Here is a 17,742-nt window from a genome sequence, read left to right on the forward strand (position 1 = left end):
GCACCCCGCGCAGTCGAACCGAACATCGTTTCCCCCGTGTCTGTGATCAGCAGACGCCGACCTTACCCACCCGGCTCCTTGCGGACGGCGGTCGGGGTGTGGTTGCCCTGGAGCCGTGCCAGGTCGGAGGGCCTGACCTGGATCACGAACAGCGCGATGACGGCGCCGACCAGGGTGAACAGCGCCGCCACGATGAAGGCGGCGCTGACACCGGAGGTGAGGACCTGGTCGCCCCACGGGTCGGGGAGTTGGCCCGTGCGCAGGAAGGCGGCCTTCTGCTCGGGGTCGGCGGTGTTCAGGAAGGCCGGGACCTGGCCGCGGGCCTCGTTGCGGCTGGCGGTGCCGAAGACGGTGACCAGGATCGACAGGCCGAGCGAGCCGCCCACCTGCTGCATCGTGTTGAGCAGTCCGGAGGCCGCACCCGACTCCCGGTCCGGGACGTTGGACAGGGCCATCAGGGTGAGGGAGACGAACTGCAGGCCCATGCCGGTGGCGAAGATCAGCATCGGGCCGAGGACGCTGCCCAGGTACGTGGAGTGGATGTCGGTCTGCGTCAGCCAGGCCAGCCCGATCGCGCAGCACAGGGCGCCCGTGACCATGAAGGGTTTGGGCCCGAACTTGGGCAGCAGTTGGGACGTGACGGCGGCCGCCAGCGCGATCATGACGCTGACGGGGAGGAAGGCGAGGCCGGCCCGCAAGGGGCTGAAGCCGAGGACGTTCTGCACGAACAGGGTCAGGAAGAAGAACATGCCGAAGATCGCGCAGGCTAGGAAGAGCATGATCCCGTAGGTGCCGGCCCGGTTGCGGTCGGCGAACATGTGCAGCGGTGTGATGGGTTGCGGCGAGCGGCTCTCGTTGAGGACGAACAGGAGCAGCAGCACCACGGCCGCCCCGAAGGAACCGAGGGTGATCGGATCGCGCCAGCCGTCCTGGGAGGCGCGGATGAATCCGTAGACCAGGGCGACCATGCCGAGGGTGGACAGCAGCGCGCCCGCGATGTCGAAGTGTCCGGGGTGGCGGGCGGATTCGCGGATGACCTTCGGGGTGGCGAGGGCGATGAACAGGGCGATGGGGACGTTGACGAAGAGGACCCAGCGCCAGTCGAGCCATTCCACGAGGATGCCGCCCGCGAGCAGGCCGATGGCTCCGCCGCCGGCCGATACGGCGGCGAACACGCCGAAGGCGCGGTTGCGTTCGGGGCCCTCGCGGAAGGTGGTGGTGATCAGCGCGAGGGCGGTGGGCGAGGCGATGGCGCCGCCGACGCCCTGGAGGGCCCGGGCGGCCATCAACTGACCTTCGTTCTGGGCGAATCCGCCGAGCAGGGAGGCGAGGCCGAACAGGAGCACGCCGAAGATGAAGACGCGCCGGCGGCCGAGGATGTCGCCGACCCGGCCGCCGAGCAGGAGCAGGCCACCGAAGGTGAGGGTGTAGGCGTTGACGACCCACGAGAGGCTCTCGGTGGAGAAGCCGAGGTCCGTCTGGATGTGCGGCAGCGCGATGTTCACGATGGTGATGTCGAGAACGACCATGAGCTGGCAGGAGGCGATGACGAGCAGCGCCGGCCCGTGCCGGCTCCCCCGGACCGTGCCGTCGGTCCCGTTGCTGGTCGGCTGTGTGTTCGGGTCCACCTAGTCGACGCTATGCCCGGTGCACAAGGGTCACCACTCGAATGGCCTAGGCCACGTCACCTATCCCATGTGATATTTCACATGACACACTGCCTCGCATGGACGATTTCCTCAGGCTCTCCGCCGCCACGGCCCGCTTCACCCACGGCGCCCCGCACGGCTTCTCGTTCGGTGACGACGGCCGCCTCCTCTGGTTCCTCCGCTCGGACGGCCCCACCGACCCCCTCGACGGCCTGTGGGTCCTCGACACCACCACCGGCGCCGAGACCCTCCTGGCCCACCCCCGCGCCCTCTCCCCCGAGCCGGGCGAACTCCCCGTCGCCGAACGCCGGTTGCGTGAGCGGACCCGGCTCGTGACCGCCGGGATCGGCACGTACGCCCTGTCCGGCGACGGCCGGCGCGCCGTGTTCCCGCTGTACGGGCGGCTGTACGCGGTCACCTGCGACGGCGCCGGCGGCCCCGAGGAGCTCCCGGTCGCCGGACCCGCCCTGGACCCCCGCCCCAACGCGGACGGCTCGCGCACCGCGTACGTCGCCGACGACGCCCTCCACGTCGTCCCGGGCGGCCGGGTCAGCCCGGACGACGGAGCCCGCTGGGGCCTCGCGGAGTTCGCCGCCGCCGAGGAACTCGGACGCGCCCGCGGGCACTGGTGGGCCCCCGACGGGGTGCGCCTGCTCGCCGCCCGCGTCGACGAGGGCGCCCTCCAGCGGCGTTGGTTCACCGACCCGGCCCGGCCCCACCTGCCCGCCGAGGACTTCGCCTACCCCGAGGCCGGCGGGCCCAACGCCGAGGTGGAGCTGTGGGTCCTCGGGCCGGGACGACCCGTACGCCTCGACCTGGACGCGGAGGCCTTCCCGTACCTGTCCGACGCGTCCTGGGAATCCGACGGCGAGATCCTGCTGACCGTCCAGGACCGGCTCCAGCGGACCGTACTGCTGATCGGCGCCGACCCGGCCACCGGCCGGACCCGGGAGCTGTCCCGCACCACGCACCCGCGGTGGGTGGACGCCCTGCCCGGCACCCCGGCCCGGCTTCCCGACGGGCGGATGCTGACCTCCGCCGACACCCCCGGCGGGGTCGCGCGCGCACTGACCGTCGACGGGAAGCCCCTGACGGGCGACGGGATCCAGATCCGCCGCGTGGCCGGGATCCACCGGGGCCGGCTGCTGGTCGAGGTCGGGCAGCGCGACCCCTCCGAACAGCAGGTGCTCCTCCTGGACCCCGACACCGGGGAGGCGACCCCGCTCGCCGACGGACCCGGTGTGCACGGCGCGCTCGCCGGCGCCGGCGCCCTGCTGCTGACCTCCGCCGACGCCGACGGCATCCGCCGCACCCTGCACACCGCCGACGGCCGCCGCCTCACCCCCGCCGACCGGTCCGCGCCGCTGCCGTACCGGGTGGTGCCCGTCCTGGAACGGGTCACCGAGCACGGGGTGCCCACCGCGCTGGTCCTGCCCCGCGACCACGTCCCGGGCCGCAGGCTGCCCGTGCTGGTCGACGCCTACGGGGGCCCCGGCTACCAGGACATCAGCGCCGAGCCGGTCCGCTGGCAGGCCAAGCAGTGGTGGGCCGACCAGGGCTTCGCCGTCGTCACCGTCGACAACCGGGGCACCCCGTACGTCTCGCCCGCCTTCACGCACGCCGTGTACCGGGGCTTCTCCGACGTCACCCTGGAGGACCAGGCCGCGGCGCTGCTCGCCCTCGGCGAACGGCACCCGGACCTGGACCTGGGCCGGGTCGGCGTCCGCGGCTGGTCCTACGGCGGCTACCTGGCCGCCCTCGCGGTGCTGCGCCGCCCGGACCTCTACCGGGCGGCCGCCGCCGGGGCCGCACCGACCGACTTCCGGCACTACGACACCGCCTACACCGAGCGGTACCTGGGCCTGCCCGCGGAACATCCCGAGGTGTACGAGCGGGACTCGCTGATCCCGGACGCCCCGGGACTGAGCCGGCCGCTCCACCTGACCACGGGCCTGGCCGACGACAACGTCCACCCCTCGCACACCCTGCGGCTGTCCCGCGCCCTCACCGACGCGGGCCGCCCCCACCAGCTCCTCGCGCTGCCGGGCGTCACCCACATGACCCCGGGCGGCACCCGGGAGAAGGTGATGGCGCTCCAACTGGACTTCTTCCGGCGCGAACTGGCGTAGGCCCTGTCCGTCCGGCGGCCCGTTAGTCCGGAACGAAGGAGCCGCCGCGACGAAGGAGCCGCAGCACGAAGGAGCCCCGGGGACGCCGTTGTCCCCGGGGCTCCGTGCCTTCCCGTGATCCCCGTCAGTCACCCGGGAAGTGACAGGCCACCTCGCGCGAGGCGGCGGGCCGCAGCAGGGGCCGCTCGACGCGGCACAGCTCCTGCGCCTTGGGGCAGCGCGGGTGGAAGGTGCAGCCCGGAGGCGGCGCGGCCGGGCTCGGCGGGTCGCCGAGCAGCACGATCCGCTCGCGCCGCCGCTCCGCCGCCGGGTCGGGCAGCGGTACGGCGGACAGCAGGGCCCGGGTGTAGGGGTGTTGGGGGTCCTCGTACAGGGACTTCTTGTCGCCGATCTCGACGATCCGGCCGAGGTACATGACCGCGACCCGGTCGCTGACCCGTTTGACCACGGACAGGTCGTGCGCGATGAACACGTAGGCCAGGCCCAGTTCGGCGCGCAGCCGTTCCATCAGGTTGACGATCTGGGCCTGTACGGAGACGTCGAGGGCGGAGACCGGCTCGTCGGCGATGAGCAGCCGGGGACTGGTGGCCAGCGAGCGGGCGATGCCGATGCGCTGGGCCTGGCCGCCGGAGAACTCGTGCGGGTAGCGGTCGATGTGCTCGGGGATGAGACCGACGAGCTCCATCAGTTCGGCGGCCCGGCGGCGGGCGTCCGCCGCGCCGCGGCCCTGCACCAGCAGCGGATCGGAGATGATCCGGGCGACGGTCTGGCGGGGGTTGAGGGAGGAGTGCGGGTCCTGGAACACCATCTGGATGTTCCTGCGGACGGGTCGCAGGGCGCTCTGGGACAGCCGGCTGATGTCCTGCCCGTCGAAGGTGACGGTGCCCGAGGTGGGTTCGAGCAGGCGCACCAGCATCCGGCCGGTGGTGGACTTCCCGCAGCCCGACTCCCCGACGAGGCCCAGCGTGCGCCCGGCCTCCAGGTCGAAGGAGACCCCGTCCACGGCCCGTACGGGCGCCCCCCGGCGGCCGGTCACCGACCGTTTGCCGGGGAAGGTCATCGTCAGGTCCCGTACGGACAGCAGTGGTCCGCTCGGCACGTCGGGGCGGGGGGCGGTCGCCCCGGCGGAACGCGTGGCGTCGGGGCTCATCGGGAAACCTCCGGGACGGGCGCGGGGCCGCTGTGGTGGCAGGCGCTCGTGCGCGACGGGCCGACGTACGGGCCCGCGTACGGGGCGAGTTCGGGGCGCCGCGTCGCGCAGAGGGCCCGTTCGGTGTGGGTGCCGGCGGCGGCGCGCCGGCAGCGCGGGGCGAACGCGCAGCCCGGGTCCGGGACCAGCAGGGAGGGCGGGGAGCCGGGGATGGCTCGCAGGGGGGCGTCGTCGGGGTCGTCGAGGCGGGGCAGCGAGTCGAGGAGCCCGCGGGTGTAGGGGTGGGCGGGGTCGGCGAACAGGTCGTCGACCGGCGCCCGCTCGACGGCCCGGCCGCCGTACATGACCAGCACCTCGTGTGCCACGCGGGCGACGACGCCCAGGTCATGGGTGATCATCACGACGCCGAGGCCGTGTTCCTGCTGGAGCCGGGCGATCAGCTCCAGGATCTGGGCCTGCACGGTGACGTCGAGGGCGGTGGTCGGCTCGTCCGCGATCAGCAGCTCGGGCTCGCAGGCCAGGGCCATGGCGATCATCGCGCGCTGGCGCATGCCGCCGGAGAACTGGTGCGGGTACTCCCCGGCCCTGCGGGCCGGTTCGGGGATGCCGACCTCGCCGAGCATGTCGACGGCCCGTTTGCGCGCGGCGGACCGGCCGGCCCGGAAGTGCACCCGGAAGTGCTCGGCGATCTGCTCGCCGACCGTGTAGTACGGGTGCAGGCTGGAGAGCGGATCCTGGAAGATCATGGCCATCCGGCGGCCGCGCAGCTTCGAGAGCCGCTTCTCCGACAGGCCCGTCAACTCCTGTCCGGCCAGGGCGATGGAACCGGCGACCTCCGCGCCCCGGTGCAGGCCCATGACCGCGAGGGAGGTGACGGACTTGCCGGAGCCGGACTCGCCGACGATGCCGAGGGTGCGGCCGGCCTCGACGGTGAAGTCGAGCGAGTCGACGGCGCGCACCGTGCCGCGCGGGGTGGTGAACGTGACGCTGAGGTCGCGCACTTCGAGGAGCGGAGCGTCGTTCATCAGTACCTCACCCTCGGATCGATGACGGCGTACAGGAGGTCGACGGCGAGGTTGGCGACGACGATGAAGAAGGCGGCCAGCAGGGTGACGCCGAGGACGACCGGCTGGTCGGAGCTGACGAGCGCGCCGTAGAACAGCCGCCCGATGCCGGGCAGTCCGAAGATGGACTCGGTGATCACGGCTCCGGCGAGGAGCCCGCCGAGGTCCATGCCGAAGATGGTCAGGATCGGGGTCATGCCGGAGCGCAGCCCGTGTTTGACGACGACGGTCCGTTCGGGCATGCCCTTGGCGCGGGCGGTGCGGATGTACGGCTCGGCCATCGCCTCGATCATCGAGCCGCGGCTCTGGCGGGCGTACATGGCGGCGTAGAGGAGGGCGAGTGCCGTCCAGGGCAGCAGCAGGTTGGCGGCCCAGCCGAGCGGGTCGTCGGTGAGTGCCTGGTAGGTGGGGTAGGGCAGGAGTCCGGCGATGCGGATGACTCCGTAGATGAGCAGGACGGACGTGAAGTAGACGGGCAGGGACGCGGCCGCGACGGCGCCGACCATCAGGGCCTTGTCGGTCGCGGTGTCCTTGCGCAGGGCGGCGGTGACGCCGGCGCCGAGGCCGAGGACGAGCCACAGGACGGCTGCGCCGAGGGCGAGGGAGGCGGAGACGGGGAGCCGGTCCATCAGCAGGTCCCACACGGGCAGCGAGCTCTCGTACGAGTAGCCCAGGCAGGGGAAGTCGCAGGCGACGGCGTACTGGCCGGTGCCGAGGGTGCGGCCGGTGAAGATCCCGATGAGGAAGTCGGCGAACTGTTTCCACAGGGGCTGGTCGAGGCCCAGGTGGATCCGTACGTCGGCCAGCCGCTCGGCGCTGCAGGTCTTGCCGCAGGCCGCGGCGGCCGGGTCGGAGGGCAGCACGTAGAAGATGAGGAAGGTGACGGCGGCGATGGCGAGCAGGACACCGGTCAGGGCGAGCAGCCGGCGGGCGAGGTAGAGGATCACGTACGACCACCCCTCGGGTCGAGGATGTCGCGCAGGGCGTCACCGAGCAGGGTGAAGGCGAGCACCGCGAGGAAGAGGAAGACGCTGGGGATGACGAAGTACATGGGGTCGGTCTCGTAGAAGGCGACGGACTCGGCGATCATCTGGCCCCAGGAGGGGGTCGGCGGGCGCACGCCCACGCCGAGGTAGCTGAGCGCCGCCTCGGTGCTGATCATGCCGGGGATGAGCAGGGTGGTGTAGGCGATGACCGGGCCGGCGACGCCGGGGAGGATGTCGCGGGTCAGGATCCGCCAGGAGCTCGCGCCGCCGACGCGGGCGGCGTCGACGTACTCGCGGTGTTTGAGGGAGAGGGTCTGGCCGCGGACGACGCGGGCGATGCCGGGCCAGCCGAAGACGCCGATGACGGCGGTCATGAGGACGATCCGGTTGACGTCCTTGGCCACGGACAGCATCGCGATCATGAAGATGAGGGACGGGAAGGACATCGTCAGGTCCATGAGGCGGGACAGGACGGCGTCGGTGCGGCCGCCGAAGTAGCCGGCGGCGATGCCCGCGGCGGTGCCGGTGACCACGACGATCGCGGTGGCGGCGAAGGCGATGAGGAGGGAGACCTGGGCGCCGTGGACGACGCGGGCGAACAGGTCGCGGCCGGTGACGGGTTCGACGCCGAGCCAGTGCTCGGGGCTGATCCCGCCGAAGGAGCCCAGGGGCAGTCCGCCGAGGTAGGGGTCGACGGCGGTCTTGTCGAACTCTTCGGGGGACCAACCGCCGAGCGCGCCCAACCAGGGCGCGGTGACGGCCATCAGGACGAAGAGCAGGACGACGCAGAGGCTGACGCGCACGGCGGGGCGGCGGCGGAGTTCCCGCCGGGCGAGCTGCCAGGGGCTGCTGCCCGGGGGGACGTCGCCGGTCCGGGGGGCGTCCTCGGCCGGGGCGCCGTCGGGGGGCGGGGCGGCGTCCGGAGTCGGGGCGGCGTCCCGGCCGGCGGGTCCCTGTTCGGCGGCGCCCGGTGCTGTGGTGGTCATGGTGTCGAAGGCCTCCGGGTCCTCAGCCCTGGCTCTTCGACGGGTCCTTGAGGCCGACGGTCGCGTAGTCGATGGTGCCGGTCCACACGGGGTGGCCGTACGCGCCCGCGACGTTCGGGCCGACGAGGAGCGGCTTGCGCTCCAGCAGGACCGGGACGGACGGGGACTTCTTCATGATCTCGGCGTCGAGGTCGATCCAGGCCTGGTTGGCCTGCTTGGCGTCGGCCATGGCGTTGATCTCGTCGATCCGCTTGATGGTGGCCTCGTCGCGGAACTGGCTGTTGTTGCCCTGGTTGCCCTTGTCCTTGATGGTGCGGCCGTCGAAGACGAAGGGGATCCAGGTGGAGCCGGAGGGGTAGTCGGGGCACCAGCCGCTGAGGGACATGTCGGGGGTGGTGGAGAGGTCGCCGATGACGTCGTAGTAGGCGCCCGGGTCGATGGTGTCGATGACGACCTCGATGCCGGCGCGGGACAGGCCCTGCTGGATCGCCTCCGCCTTGCCCTTGTCGCCGGTGGAGACGGCGAGGGAGACCTTCAGGCTCTCCTTGCCCGCGGCCTTGAGGAGTTCCTTCGCCTTGGCGGGGTCGCCCGCGGCGGGGATCTTCAGGGTGTCGGCCTGCTTGCCGCCGGAGAGGGCCGGGGGCAGGTAGGCGGTGGCGACCTCGTTGAGGGCCGGGCCGCCGCCCGCGGTGACCACGGCCTCCTTGTCGACGGCGTACTGCATGGCCTCGCGGACCTTCGGGTCGTCGAACGGGGCGCGGGAGTTGTTCAGGTGGAGCATCTCGGTACAGCCCTGGGACTCGGCGAGCAGCCGTGCCTTGACGTCGGGCTTGGGCAGCACCTTGGGGGCGCTCTCGGGCCGCATGTCGGAGTACTGGACGGCGGAGGCGTCCGCCCCGTCGCCGGCGATGATGCGGTCGTCGATCTGCCCGCCCTTGAGGCCCATGACCACGACGAACCTGTCCGGGTAGGCCTTGCGGACGGTGTCGGTCCTCGGGTCCCAGTGCTCGTTGCGGACGAGCACGAGCTTCTTGTCCCGGTCGTACGTGTCGATCCTGTACGGGCCGGAGGAGAACGGGCGGGCGTCGTACTGGGTGCCCTTCTCCTGGGACTGCGGAACCGGGGCGAAGGTGGGCAGGGTGGCGGTCGCGGAGAACTCCGCGACGGGGCGCTTGAGTTCGAAGACGATCGTGCGGTCGTCCGGGGTCTTCACCGAGTCGAGGTGCTTGCCCTGGAGCGGGCCCTTGTAGCCCTCGGTACCGGCCAGGTACTGGGCGGCGTAGTCGGGGCCGCCGGTGAGGTCGGGGGCGAAGGAACGCTCGACGTTGTACTTGATGTCCTGGGCCTTGATCGGCGAGCCGTCCTCGTACTTGACGCCCTCCTTGAGGGTGAAGGTCCAGGTGCGGCCGCCGTTGGAGGGGGTGCCGAGGTCGGTGGCGAGGTCGGGGACCAGCTCGCTGCCGGCCTTGCCGGGCTCGGCCTTGAAGGTGACGAGCGTGCGGTAGAGGAGGCGGGTGCCGAAGTCCATGGTCGGCATCACCCAGTTGCGGGCGGGGTCGAGGTGCGCGAAGTCCTGGTTGGACAGGACGGTGAGGGTGCCGCCGCGGACGGGGGTGCCGCCGAGGGTCTTGCCGTCGTTGGCCGCGGCCGGGTTCGCGGCGGAGGGTGCGGCGCCCGCGCCCTTCTTGGGGTCGGAGCAGCCCGAGGCACCGAGTGCGAGAGCGGCCACGACGGCGGTGGCGAGGGCAAGTTGGGTGCGCTTGGTCATGGGTCACTCCAGTGAAGGGCCGCGCTTTAGGATGTGACCGGTAACATAGTAATGTGAAATTGTACTGACAAGGGGTCTGCGGCCCCGTTATCCAGCCGTGTCCAAATCCCGCCCCCCGAAAGGGTGTTGACGGACGGCGGGCCGGGCCCGGCCGGCGGCCGGTCATCGTGGTGCCGGCAGACTGCCCGGTTGTGAGCGAACACGAGATCGAGCGGGCCGGTGGGGGCGGGGCCGTGGGCGCCCGCGTGACCCTGGGGTTACTGGCGGCGTGGGCCGTCCATGACGCGGAGGAGGTCGTCATGGTGCCGCGCTGGGTCCGGGACCGGGTGCCCGAGCTGCGCGAGCGGTTGCCGCGGGTACCGGATCGGGTGTGGCGGCGCCTGGAGTCCATCGACCGGGCCGAGTTCACGACCGCGGTCGCCGTGATGGCCTGCGTGGTGGGCGCGGCCGCCGCCGACGGGTACCGCACCGGCGGGCGCTCCGCGTTCTACCAAGGGGCCCTGGACGGATTCGGACTGCACGGCGTGGCGCACCTGGCGCAGGCCGCCGCGTACCGGGGCTACACGCCGGGTTCCGTCACCTCGGCCCTGGTGGTCGTCCCCTTCACCCTCTGGGCCCGCGGCCGACTGCGCCGCGCCGGGGTCCTGCGCCCCTCCCGTCCCCGCGACGCCGTGCAGGGCCTGGCCCTCGCCGCGGCCGCCACGGTCGCGTCCCACCGCGTGGCCCGCCGGGCCGTCGCCAGGACCCGGTCTCGGCCGCGCCCCGGGAGTTGACGGGGCTCAACGCGCTTGCGGATCCTTCGGCGTGCGGCTCGGGGTTACGCGGCGCCCGAGATGAAGCGCCAGACGGCGTGCTCCATGCCCGCGCGTTCGTGCCCGAGGAGCGCGGCGGCCTCCTCGTAGGCGGTGCGGAGCCGCTCGTAGGGCAGGTTCGGGACGCCGGCGTCCGCGGCGAAGGTCCGCAGGTGCACGTCCACGGCGACCTGGGAGCGGCCGACGAGGTTGCCGATGTAGTCGACGGTCTTCGGCCCGACGCCCTTCACCGCGCGCAGGGCGGTGCGGTGGGCACGGTGGTCGAGCCAGGTGTGGAGGTCCTGTCGGGTGTCCACGCCCCGCGCGACCAGCAGGTCCGTGATGGCGTGGGCGGTGGCCACCCTGCGGGGGCTGTTGAAGTCCATGGCGGCGGCGAGGTCCTGGGTGGCCAGTCGTGCCCGGAATCCGCGGACGGTCACGGCGTCGGGCCAGTCCTCCTGCAGCCGGCGCAGGCGGGGCAGGACGGTCGACTTGTACTTCCGGCGGGCGTGGAAGCTCGCGTCGCAGATGACGGCCCCCATGTGCGTCCAGCCGCCGGGCGCGTCGAACGGTCCGTCGCCGAGGGCGTCCTGGACGTGTGCGGCGAGCAGTTGGGCGGGGGTGGGAGCGGTCATGGGCCCATCATGCCGCCCCGTCCGATGGCGCGGAGGGAAAGCACCCGAGCCGTCGGAGGCAGCCGGCCTTGCGCCGGGCCGGTCGGGTCCCGCCGGGTCGCCGGGTGCGCGGCGCGTCGCCGGGGGGGGTGCGGTGTCGCGACGCGTCCGCGGCGGCCTCCGACGGGGCGTGCGGTGTCGTCAGGCCGGTCCCTGGAGGCCGGAGCCCAGGCCGCCCGGGGTGCGGCCGACCGGTTCGTCGCGGCCCTGGGCCCAGAGGGAGCGGACGTGACCGAGGTGGCGCTGCATGCATTCCATGGCCGCCTCGGCGTCGCCCGTGAGCATCAGGTCGAGGAGTTCGATGTGTTCCTCGGCGGAGGAGACCAGCTTGCCCGCCTCGTCGAGACCCGTCAGCCCGTAGAGCCGCGAGCGCTTGCGCAGGTCGCCGACCGTCTCCACCAGGCGGTCGTTGCCCGCCAGCGTCAGCAGGCCGAGGTGGAAGCGGCGGTCGGCCTCCAGATAGCCGATGAGGTTGTGCTCCCGCGCGTTGGTGACGATCTCCTCGGCGACGGGCCGCAGGGCCTCCAACTGGTCCGCCGTGGCGATCTTCGCGATCCGGCCGATGGTCGGGACCTCGATCATCGTGCGCAGTTCGGTGTACTGGTCCAGGTCGCGTTCGCTGACCTCGGTGATCCGGAAGCCCTTGTTGCGGACCGGCTCGACCAGGCCCTCGCGGGCCAGGTCCAGCATCGCCTCGCGGACGGGCGTGGCGGAGACGCCGAGTTCGGAGGCGAGCCCGGGGGCCGAGTAGACGCTGCCGGGGCGCAGCTCGCCCGCTATCAGGGCGGCTCGGAGCGCGTGGCCGACCTGGTCCCGGAGCCGTTCCTGGGCCTTGATGAGACTGTGCTGCTTCAGGTCACCCATTGCATTTCCTCCGAGACCCCCGACACCATCACCACCACCGACGAGCAGAGGCACAGCGTACAATGTCACGTTTCGCTGGTTGCCCCAGCGGCGGCCTCGAACAACGCGACCGCCACGGCAAGATCCTCCCAGGCCATGCCCACGCTCTTGAAGAGCTGTGGACAACCCGGCCGCCCCCCGACCGCGATCCGTCCCGTGACCAGGTCGGCGAGGGTGCCGTTGATATGACCGGGCCCGATCGCCCCTTCCGCCTCCGGGACCAGCAGGTCCCCCGCCTCGCGCAGGGCCGCCGCACGCGACTCCACGTACACGGCCGCCCGGCGCACGAGCGCGGTGTCGGTCTCGCGGGCGTCCGGCTCGTGCGAGCCGACGGCGACGACCACCGCGCCCGGCGCCACCAGCCGCCCGTCGAAGAGGGGTTCGCGGGCCGTGGTGCAGCACAGGACGAGGTCCGCGCCCGCCACGTCACCGGGCACACCGGTACGGGCCGCCGCACCGAGGGCGCCGGCGTGCTCCACCAGGAGCGCGGCCCGTGCCGGATCCCGGGCGACGACCACCACCTCGGCGAGCTCCCGCACCCCGAGGACCGCTTCGAGGTGGCCGTACGCCTGCGGTCCCGACCCGAACAGCACCAGCCGCAGCGGCCGCCCCTCCGGGGCGAGGTGACGCAGGGCCAGGGCGGAAACGGCCGGGGTGCGCAGGGTCGTGAGGGCCGCGCCGTCGAGGAGGGCCAGCGGGCGCAGCGTGGGCCCGTCGAGGAGCAGGTAGCTGCCGGTGATGCGGGGCAGGCCGCGGGCGGGGTTGCCCGGCGCGACCCCGGCGATCTTCACCCCGGCGTACGCCCCGGCCGCGGCCGGCATCAGCAGCAGCTCGCCGCCGGGTACGTCGAGGGCGGTGCGCCGGGGACAGGTCTCCGGGTCCAGCCCGCCGAGCAGGGCCGCGGCCAGCGCGTCGGCGGCACGGGCCGGGGTGAGGAGCCGGAGCATCTCCTCGGCCCCGAGCCGGACGAGTTCCGGCCCGCCGGTCCCGGGTCGGACGTCCCCGGGCCGCGCGGGCGCCCCGGGCCCGAAGGCGCTCACAGGGTGAATCCCGCGCCGAGGGCGTCGTACGGGTCGACGGTGAAGGTGTGCTCGCCGGTGCGGTAGGCCGCGCCGGTGACCTCGGTGACCCCGCCGTCCAGGACGCGGCCGGTGAAGACGGAGCCCACGACCGACTCGTGCAGCAGGTCCTCGCCCGTGCCGAGCCGGCCGTCCTCCGCCAGCAGCGCGAGCCGGGCCGAGGTGCCGGAGCCGCAGGGCGATCGGTCGATCTGTCCGTCGGCGAAGACGGTGACGTTGCGCTGGTGCGGGCCGAACGGGGTGTCGGGCAGCTCCTCGTGGAGGATCACCCCGTACACGCCGGAGAGCAGCGGCCCGTCGGGGTGCCAGGTGGCGGGGTGGGTGGCCAGCGCCGCCCGGATCTCCCGCCCCGCCCGGGTGAGCTCGGGCAGTGCGGCGCGGGTGACCTCCAGCCCGAGGTCCCGGGCCCGGACCGAGGCGTAGCAGGCGCCGGCGTGCGCGATGTCCACCTCGGCGATGCCGAGGGTGGTGGCGACGGGCACCTTGCGGGCGCCGACCCGGGCGGGGACGTTGCGGAAGGTGATGCCGGTGGTCCGTCCGTCGGCGCGGTGGACGGTGGCGCGGACCCGCCCGGACGGCACGTCGATGCGCACCTGGACGTCACCGTCGGCCGGGGCCGGGACCCGGCCGGTGTCCACGGCCCAGGCGCCGAGCGCCATCGTGCCGTGGCCGCAGGCGGTGGAGTAGCCGTCCTTGTGCCAGAACAGCACCCCGAAGTGGGCGCCGTCGTCGTCCGGGGGCACGATGAATCCGCCGTACATTCCGGCGTGTCCGCGCGGCTCCCGCACGAGCAGGCGTCGTACGTCGTCCAACGGGCCGGGGCGCGGCGCGGTGCCGGAGCCGCCGGGGCCGATGGCGGTGACGCAGCGCTCGGCGACGGTGTCCCCGGGCACGGGGGCCATGCCGGGGTCCGCGGTGTCGACGATCCGGAAGGGCTCGCCCGCGGCGTGGTAGTCGGTGGTCCGTACGGATCTCACAGCAGGAACCCTCCGGGAAAGGGGTCGGACGGGTCGAGGAAGTACTGGGCGGTGCCGGTGATCCAGGCCCGGCCGGTGATGGTGGGGACGACGGCGGGGAGTCCGGCGACGGTGGTCCGCGCGGTCAGTCGGCCGGTGAACCCGGTTCCGATGAAGGACTCGTTGACGAAGTCGGTGTCGAGCGGCAGCAGTCCGCGGGCGTGCAGCTGGGCCATGCGGGCACTGGTTCCCGTGCCGCAGGGCGAGCGGTCGAACCAACCGGGGTGGATGGCCATGGCGTGGCGGGAGCGGCGGGCGTCGGAGCCGGGGGCGGCGAGGTAGACGTGCTTGAGCCCGGCGATGGAGGGGTCCTCGGGGTGGACGGGCCGGTCGGGCGAGGCGTTGACGGCGTCCATGACGGCGAGGCCGGCGGCGAGCAGGTCGTCCTTGCGGGCCCGGTCGAAGGGCAGCGCGAGGGAGTCCAGTTCGACGAAGGCGTAGAAGTTCCCGCCGTAGGCGAGGTCGTAGGTGACCGTGCCGAAGCCGGGAACCTCGGCCTTCAGGTCGAGGCCGACGCCGAACGAGGGCACGTTGGTGAGGGTGACTGCGGTGGCCGCGCCGTCCTCGACGCGGACGTCCACGCGGACCAGGCCGGCCGGGGTGTCGAGCCGGACGGTCGTGACCGGTTCGACGACCGGGACCATGCCGGTCTCGACCAGGACGGTGGCCACCCCGATGGTGCCGTGGCCGCACATGGGCAGCAGGCCCGACACCTCGATGTAGAGGACGCCGAAGTCGGCGTCGGGGCGGGTCGGGGGCTGGAGGATGGCGCCGCTCATCGCCGCGTGGCCGCGCGGCTCGTACATGAGGAGGGTGCGGACGTGGTCCGTGTGCTCCATGAAGTGGAGCCGCTTCTCGGCCATGGTGGCGCCGGGGATCACCCCGACTCCCCCGGTGATGACCCGGGTCGGCATGCCCTCGGTGTGCGAGTCCACCGCGTGGTAGATGTGGCGCGTGCGCATGGGTTCCCCTGGGGGCTGGGCCTGCCCGTCGGGGCGGGCGGGCAGGACGGGCGGGCGGGACGGGCGGACGGGACGGGGGCGGCGTGGTCGAGGTGCTGACCGAGACGGGGCCGAGTGTTGACCGGGGCGACGGGCCGAGGCCGACGGGCCGACCCCGACAGCCCCTAGGAAAGGCCTTCCGCGAGCGCCTTCTCGGTGGCGGCGCGGACGGCCGCCTCGACATCGCCCGTGAGGGGGAAGCGGGGCGGCCGGGTGGGTCCGCCGGGGCGGCCGGCCAGGTCCATGGAGAGCTTGATGGCCTGGACGAACTCGGTCTTGGAGTCCCAGCGGAGCAGGGAGTGCAGGGACTTGTAGAGCGGGAGCGCGGTGGTGAGGTCGCCGGTGACGGCCGCCCTGTAGAGCATGGAGCAGGCGGACGGCAGGGCGTTGGGGTATCCGGCGATCCAGCCGACCGCTCCGGCGAGGGCGAGTTCGAGGAGGACGTCGTCGGCGCCGATGAGCAGGTCGAGGCCCGGGGCGAGTTCGGCGATCTCGTAGGCGCGTCGGACGTCCCCGCTGAACTCCTTGACGGCGACGACGGAGCCGTCGGCGTGGAGCCGGGCGAGGAGGGACGGGACGAGGTCCACCTTGGTGTCGATGGGGTTGTTGTACGCGACGACGGGCAGGCCCGCGCGGGCGACCTCCGCGTAGTGGGCGCGTACGGCGGCCTCGTCGGCGCGGTAGGCGTTGGGGGGCAGGAGCAGGACGGAGCCCGCTCCGGCCTCGGCGGCCTGGTCGGCCCAGCGGCGGGCCTCGGCGCTGCCGTAGGCGGCGACGCCCGGCATGACGCGGCTGCCGTCACCGGCGGCCTCGACGGCGGTACGGACGACGCGGGCCCGCTCCTCGTCGGTGAGGGTCTGGTACTCGCCGAGGGAGCCGTTGGGGACCACGCCGTCGCAGCCGTTGGCGATCAGCCACTGGACGTGTTCGGCGTAGGCGTCGTAGTCGACGCCGAGGTCCTCGCGCAGGGGCAGGGTGGTGGCCACCATGATTCCGTGCCAGGGGCGGGTGCGGGTGTCGGTGCTGGGCGCGGGGGTGGGCGCGTGGTTCATGAGGTGACTCCCTAGTGTGGTGTGTGACATTTTACTAGTGGGTGTGACGCGGCCACAAGGGTCCGGAGGGGCCGGGTCGGGACGGCGTCAGGAGCCGCCGTCCGTGGAACGCGCTCCGGAACGCGGGCCGCAGGAGGGGCCGTCGGGCCCCGAGCCGGTGGATTCCGGGGTCGACGGCGGCAATGCGGCCAATTGGCCCAGCGGGACCGGGCAGGACAGCGGCCTGCGGTCCGGGGCCGGCTCCTCGCCCGCCAGGGCGGCCACGGCCGGGCCGCACATCCGGCCCTGGCACCAGCCCATGCCGGCCCGGGTGAGGAGTTTGACCGTACGGGCGTCCCGCGCGCCGAGTTCCCCGACCGCCTCGCGGATCCGGCCCGCCGGGACCTCCTCGCAGCGGCACACGTCGGTGCCGTCGCGCAGCCAGTCGGTCCAGCCGGAACCGGAGCGGTGGGCCGCCGCCATCGCCCCGGCGAAGGCGCGCAGCCGGGCGCGGCGGCGCACGAGCACGGCCGGGGCGGGCCGACCGGCGATCGCGTGGGCGGCGATCTCCCCCTCGGTCAGGGCGAGTTGGGCGCCACCGATGCCGCCCGTCTCCCCGGCGGACCAGATGCCGGGGACGGACGTGCGCTGCTCCTCGTCGAGGTCGAGGGCGACGGTGCCGTCCGGGGAGCGGTGGGTGGCGCAGCCGAGGCCGGTCGCCAGTTCCAGCTGGGGCACGAGGCCGTGGCCGACGGCGACGGCGTCGCAGCGGATCCTGCGCGAAGTGCCGGGCAGCGGGCGCCAGTCGCGGTCCAGGCGCGTGACGGTGACGGCCTCGACCCGGTCGTTCCCGTGGGCCTCGGTCACGGCGTGCCGGGTGCGCAGCCGGATGCCGTGGCGCAGCAGGGCGCCGCCGTACGTGGCGCCTTCGGCGAGTTTGCCGGGGTTGCGCAGCAGGGCGGTGGCGTGGGCGGCGTAGGCGGTGTACGTGCCGGCCTCGACGACCGCGGGTACGGTGGCTCCGGCCGCGGCGAGGGAGCCGGCCACGGCCAGCAGCAGCGGCCCGCTCCCGGCGACGACGACGCGGCGGCCGGGCAGGACGAGTCCGCCCTTGAGCATGGCCTGGGCCCCGCCCGCTCCGATGACCCCGGGCAGGGTCCAGCCGGGGAAGGGCAGTTGGCGCTCGTGGGCGCCGGTGGCCATGAGCACGGCCCGGGCGTGGACGACCGCGGGCTCCTCCCCCGGGCCGGCCACCGCGTGCAGGGTCCAGCCCCCGGCGTCCGGGACCACCGTCCAGACGTGGTGGAAGGGGAGGTACGCGACGCGGCCGGCCGACTCGTGGGCGCGCAGGGCGGCTTCGCGGGTGGCGAAGGCCCGCCAGTCGTGGTGCAGGGCCTCGGGACGGGCGGCTCCGAGACCGGGGGCGGGGTGGCGGTAGAACTGGCCGCCGGGGCGCTCGCCCGCGTCGAGGACGGTGACGCGCAGGCCGAGGTTCGCGGCCGTCACGGCGGCGGA

At 73.5% G+C, this 17,742-nt stretch carries 15 protein-coding genes; 2 read left to right on the forward strand and 13 right to left on the reverse strand.

The window, feature by feature from the left end; genetic code table 11:
- Window positions 1-62 precede the first annotated feature (62 nt).
- Entirely contained in the window at window positions 63-1,556 is a 1,494-nt protein-coding gene (locus tag NOD94_RS13320; protein ID WP_281206101.1) for an MFS transporter, read from the reverse strand.
- A gap of 170 nt (window positions 1,557-1,726) precedes the next feature.
- On the opposite strand from NOD94_RS13320, the gene NOD94_RS13325 reads away from it, so the two are divergent.
- A complete protein-coding gene (locus tag NOD94_RS13325; protein WP_281206087.1) occupies window positions 1,727-3,778 on the forward strand; it encodes a prolyl oligopeptidase family serine peptidase in 2,052 nt (683 codons plus the stop codon).
- Between the two features lie 124 nt (window positions 3,779-3,902).
- On the opposite strand, the gene NOD94_RS13330 is transcribed toward NOD94_RS13325, so the two are convergent.
- The 5 genes from NOD94_RS13330 to NOD94_RS13350 are packed head-to-tail and all read right to left on the reverse strand — an operon-like array spanning window position 3,903 to window position 9,732.
- A complete protein-coding gene (locus tag NOD94_RS13330) occupies window positions 3,903-4,928 on the reverse strand; it encodes a dipeptide ABC transporter ATP-binding protein (protein ID WP_281206088.1) in 1,026 nt (341 codons plus the stop codon).
- Window positions 4,925-5,953, reverse strand: a complete 1,029-nt coding sequence (locus tag NOD94_RS13335) for an ABC transporter ATP-binding protein (RefSeq protein ID WP_281206089.1) — start codon at window positions 5,951-5,953, stop codon at window positions 4,925-4,927. Before NOD94_RS13335 ends, NOD94_RS13330 begins: the two co-directional genes overlap by 4 nt.
- Window positions 5,953-6,939 carry an ABC transporter permease gene (locus tag NOD94_RS13340; RefSeq protein WP_281206090.1) on the reverse strand — a complete coding sequence of 329 codons (987 nt, stop codon included), beginning with the start codon at window positions 6,937-6,939 and terminating at the stop codon, window positions 5,953-5,955. Before NOD94_RS13340 ends, NOD94_RS13335 begins: the two co-directional genes overlap by 1 nt.
- Window positions 6,936-7,964, reverse strand: coding sequence for an ABC transporter permease (locus tag NOD94_RS13345; protein ID WP_281206091.1), 1,029 nt, complete (start codon window positions 7,962-7,964; stop codon window positions 6,936-6,938). The genes NOD94_RS13340 and NOD94_RS13345 overlap by 4 nt, the downstream gene beginning before the upstream one ends.
- A gap of 22 nt (window positions 7,965-7,986) precedes the next feature.
- Complete coding sequence (locus NOD94_RS13350) at window positions 7,987-9,732, reverse strand: ABC transporter substrate-binding protein (RefSeq protein WP_281206092.1); 1,746 nt, start codon at window positions 9,730-9,732, stop codon at window positions 7,987-7,989.
- 191 nt (window positions 9,733-9,923) lie between these two features.
- Here NOD94_RS13350 and NOD94_RS13355 point away from each other — a divergent pair, with 191 nt between their 5' ends.
- Window positions 9,924-10,505, forward strand: a complete 582-nt coding sequence (locus NOD94_RS13355; protein WP_281206093.1) for an HXXEE domain-containing protein — start codon at window positions 9,924-9,926, stop codon at window positions 10,503-10,505.
- A gap of 44 nt (window positions 10,506-10,549) precedes the next feature.
- Here the strand turns inward: NOD94_RS13355 and NOD94_RS13360 are convergent, their stop codons facing one another.
- The 7 genes from NOD94_RS13360 to NOD94_RS13390 form a co-directional block, all read right to left on the reverse strand.
- A complete protein-coding gene (locus NOD94_RS13360; RefSeq protein ID WP_281206094.1) occupies window positions 10,550-11,158 on the reverse strand; it encodes a hypothetical protein in 609 nt (202 codons plus the stop codon).
- 180 nt (window positions 11,159-11,338) lie between these two features.
- A complete protein-coding gene (locus NOD94_RS13365) occupies window positions 11,339-12,061 on the reverse strand; it encodes a GntR family transcriptional regulator (RefSeq protein ID WP_281206095.1) in 723 nt (240 codons plus the stop codon).
- Between the two features lie 65 nt (window positions 12,062-12,126).
- On the reverse strand, window positions 12,127-13,047 hold the full coding sequence (locus NOD94_RS13370) for an ornithine cyclodeaminase family protein (RefSeq protein ID WP_281206102.1): 921 nt from the start codon (window positions 13,045-13,047) through the stop codon (window positions 12,127-12,129).
- Window positions 13,048-13,136: 89 nt separating this feature from the next.
- Window positions 13,137-14,156, reverse strand: coding sequence for a proline racemase family protein (locus NOD94_RS13375; protein ID WP_281206096.1), 1,020 nt, complete (start codon window positions 14,154-14,156; stop codon window positions 13,137-13,139).
- Complete coding sequence (locus tag NOD94_RS13380; RefSeq protein ID WP_281206097.1) at window positions 14,153-15,157, reverse strand: proline racemase family protein; 1,005 nt, start codon at window positions 15,155-15,157, stop codon at window positions 14,153-14,155. Before NOD94_RS13380 ends, NOD94_RS13375 begins: the two co-directional genes overlap by 4 nt.
- Before the next feature lie 164 nt (window positions 15,158-15,321).
- Window positions 15,322-16,248, reverse strand: a complete 927-nt coding sequence (locus NOD94_RS13385; RefSeq protein WP_281206098.1) for a dihydrodipicolinate synthase family protein — start codon at window positions 16,246-16,248, stop codon at window positions 15,322-15,324.
- 87 nt (window positions 16,249-16,335) lie between these two features.
- The coding region (locus tag NOD94_RS13390) for an NAD(P)/FAD-dependent oxidoreductase (RefSeq protein ID WP_281206099.1) at window positions 16,336-17,742 on the reverse strand (1,407 nt) is incomplete at its 5' end.

Origin of the sequence: Streptomyces sp. Isolate_45, from assembly GCF_024721315.2 — a bacterium.
Classification (GTDB): Bacteria; Actinomycetota; Actinomycetes; order Streptomycetales; family Streptomycetaceae; genus Streptomyces.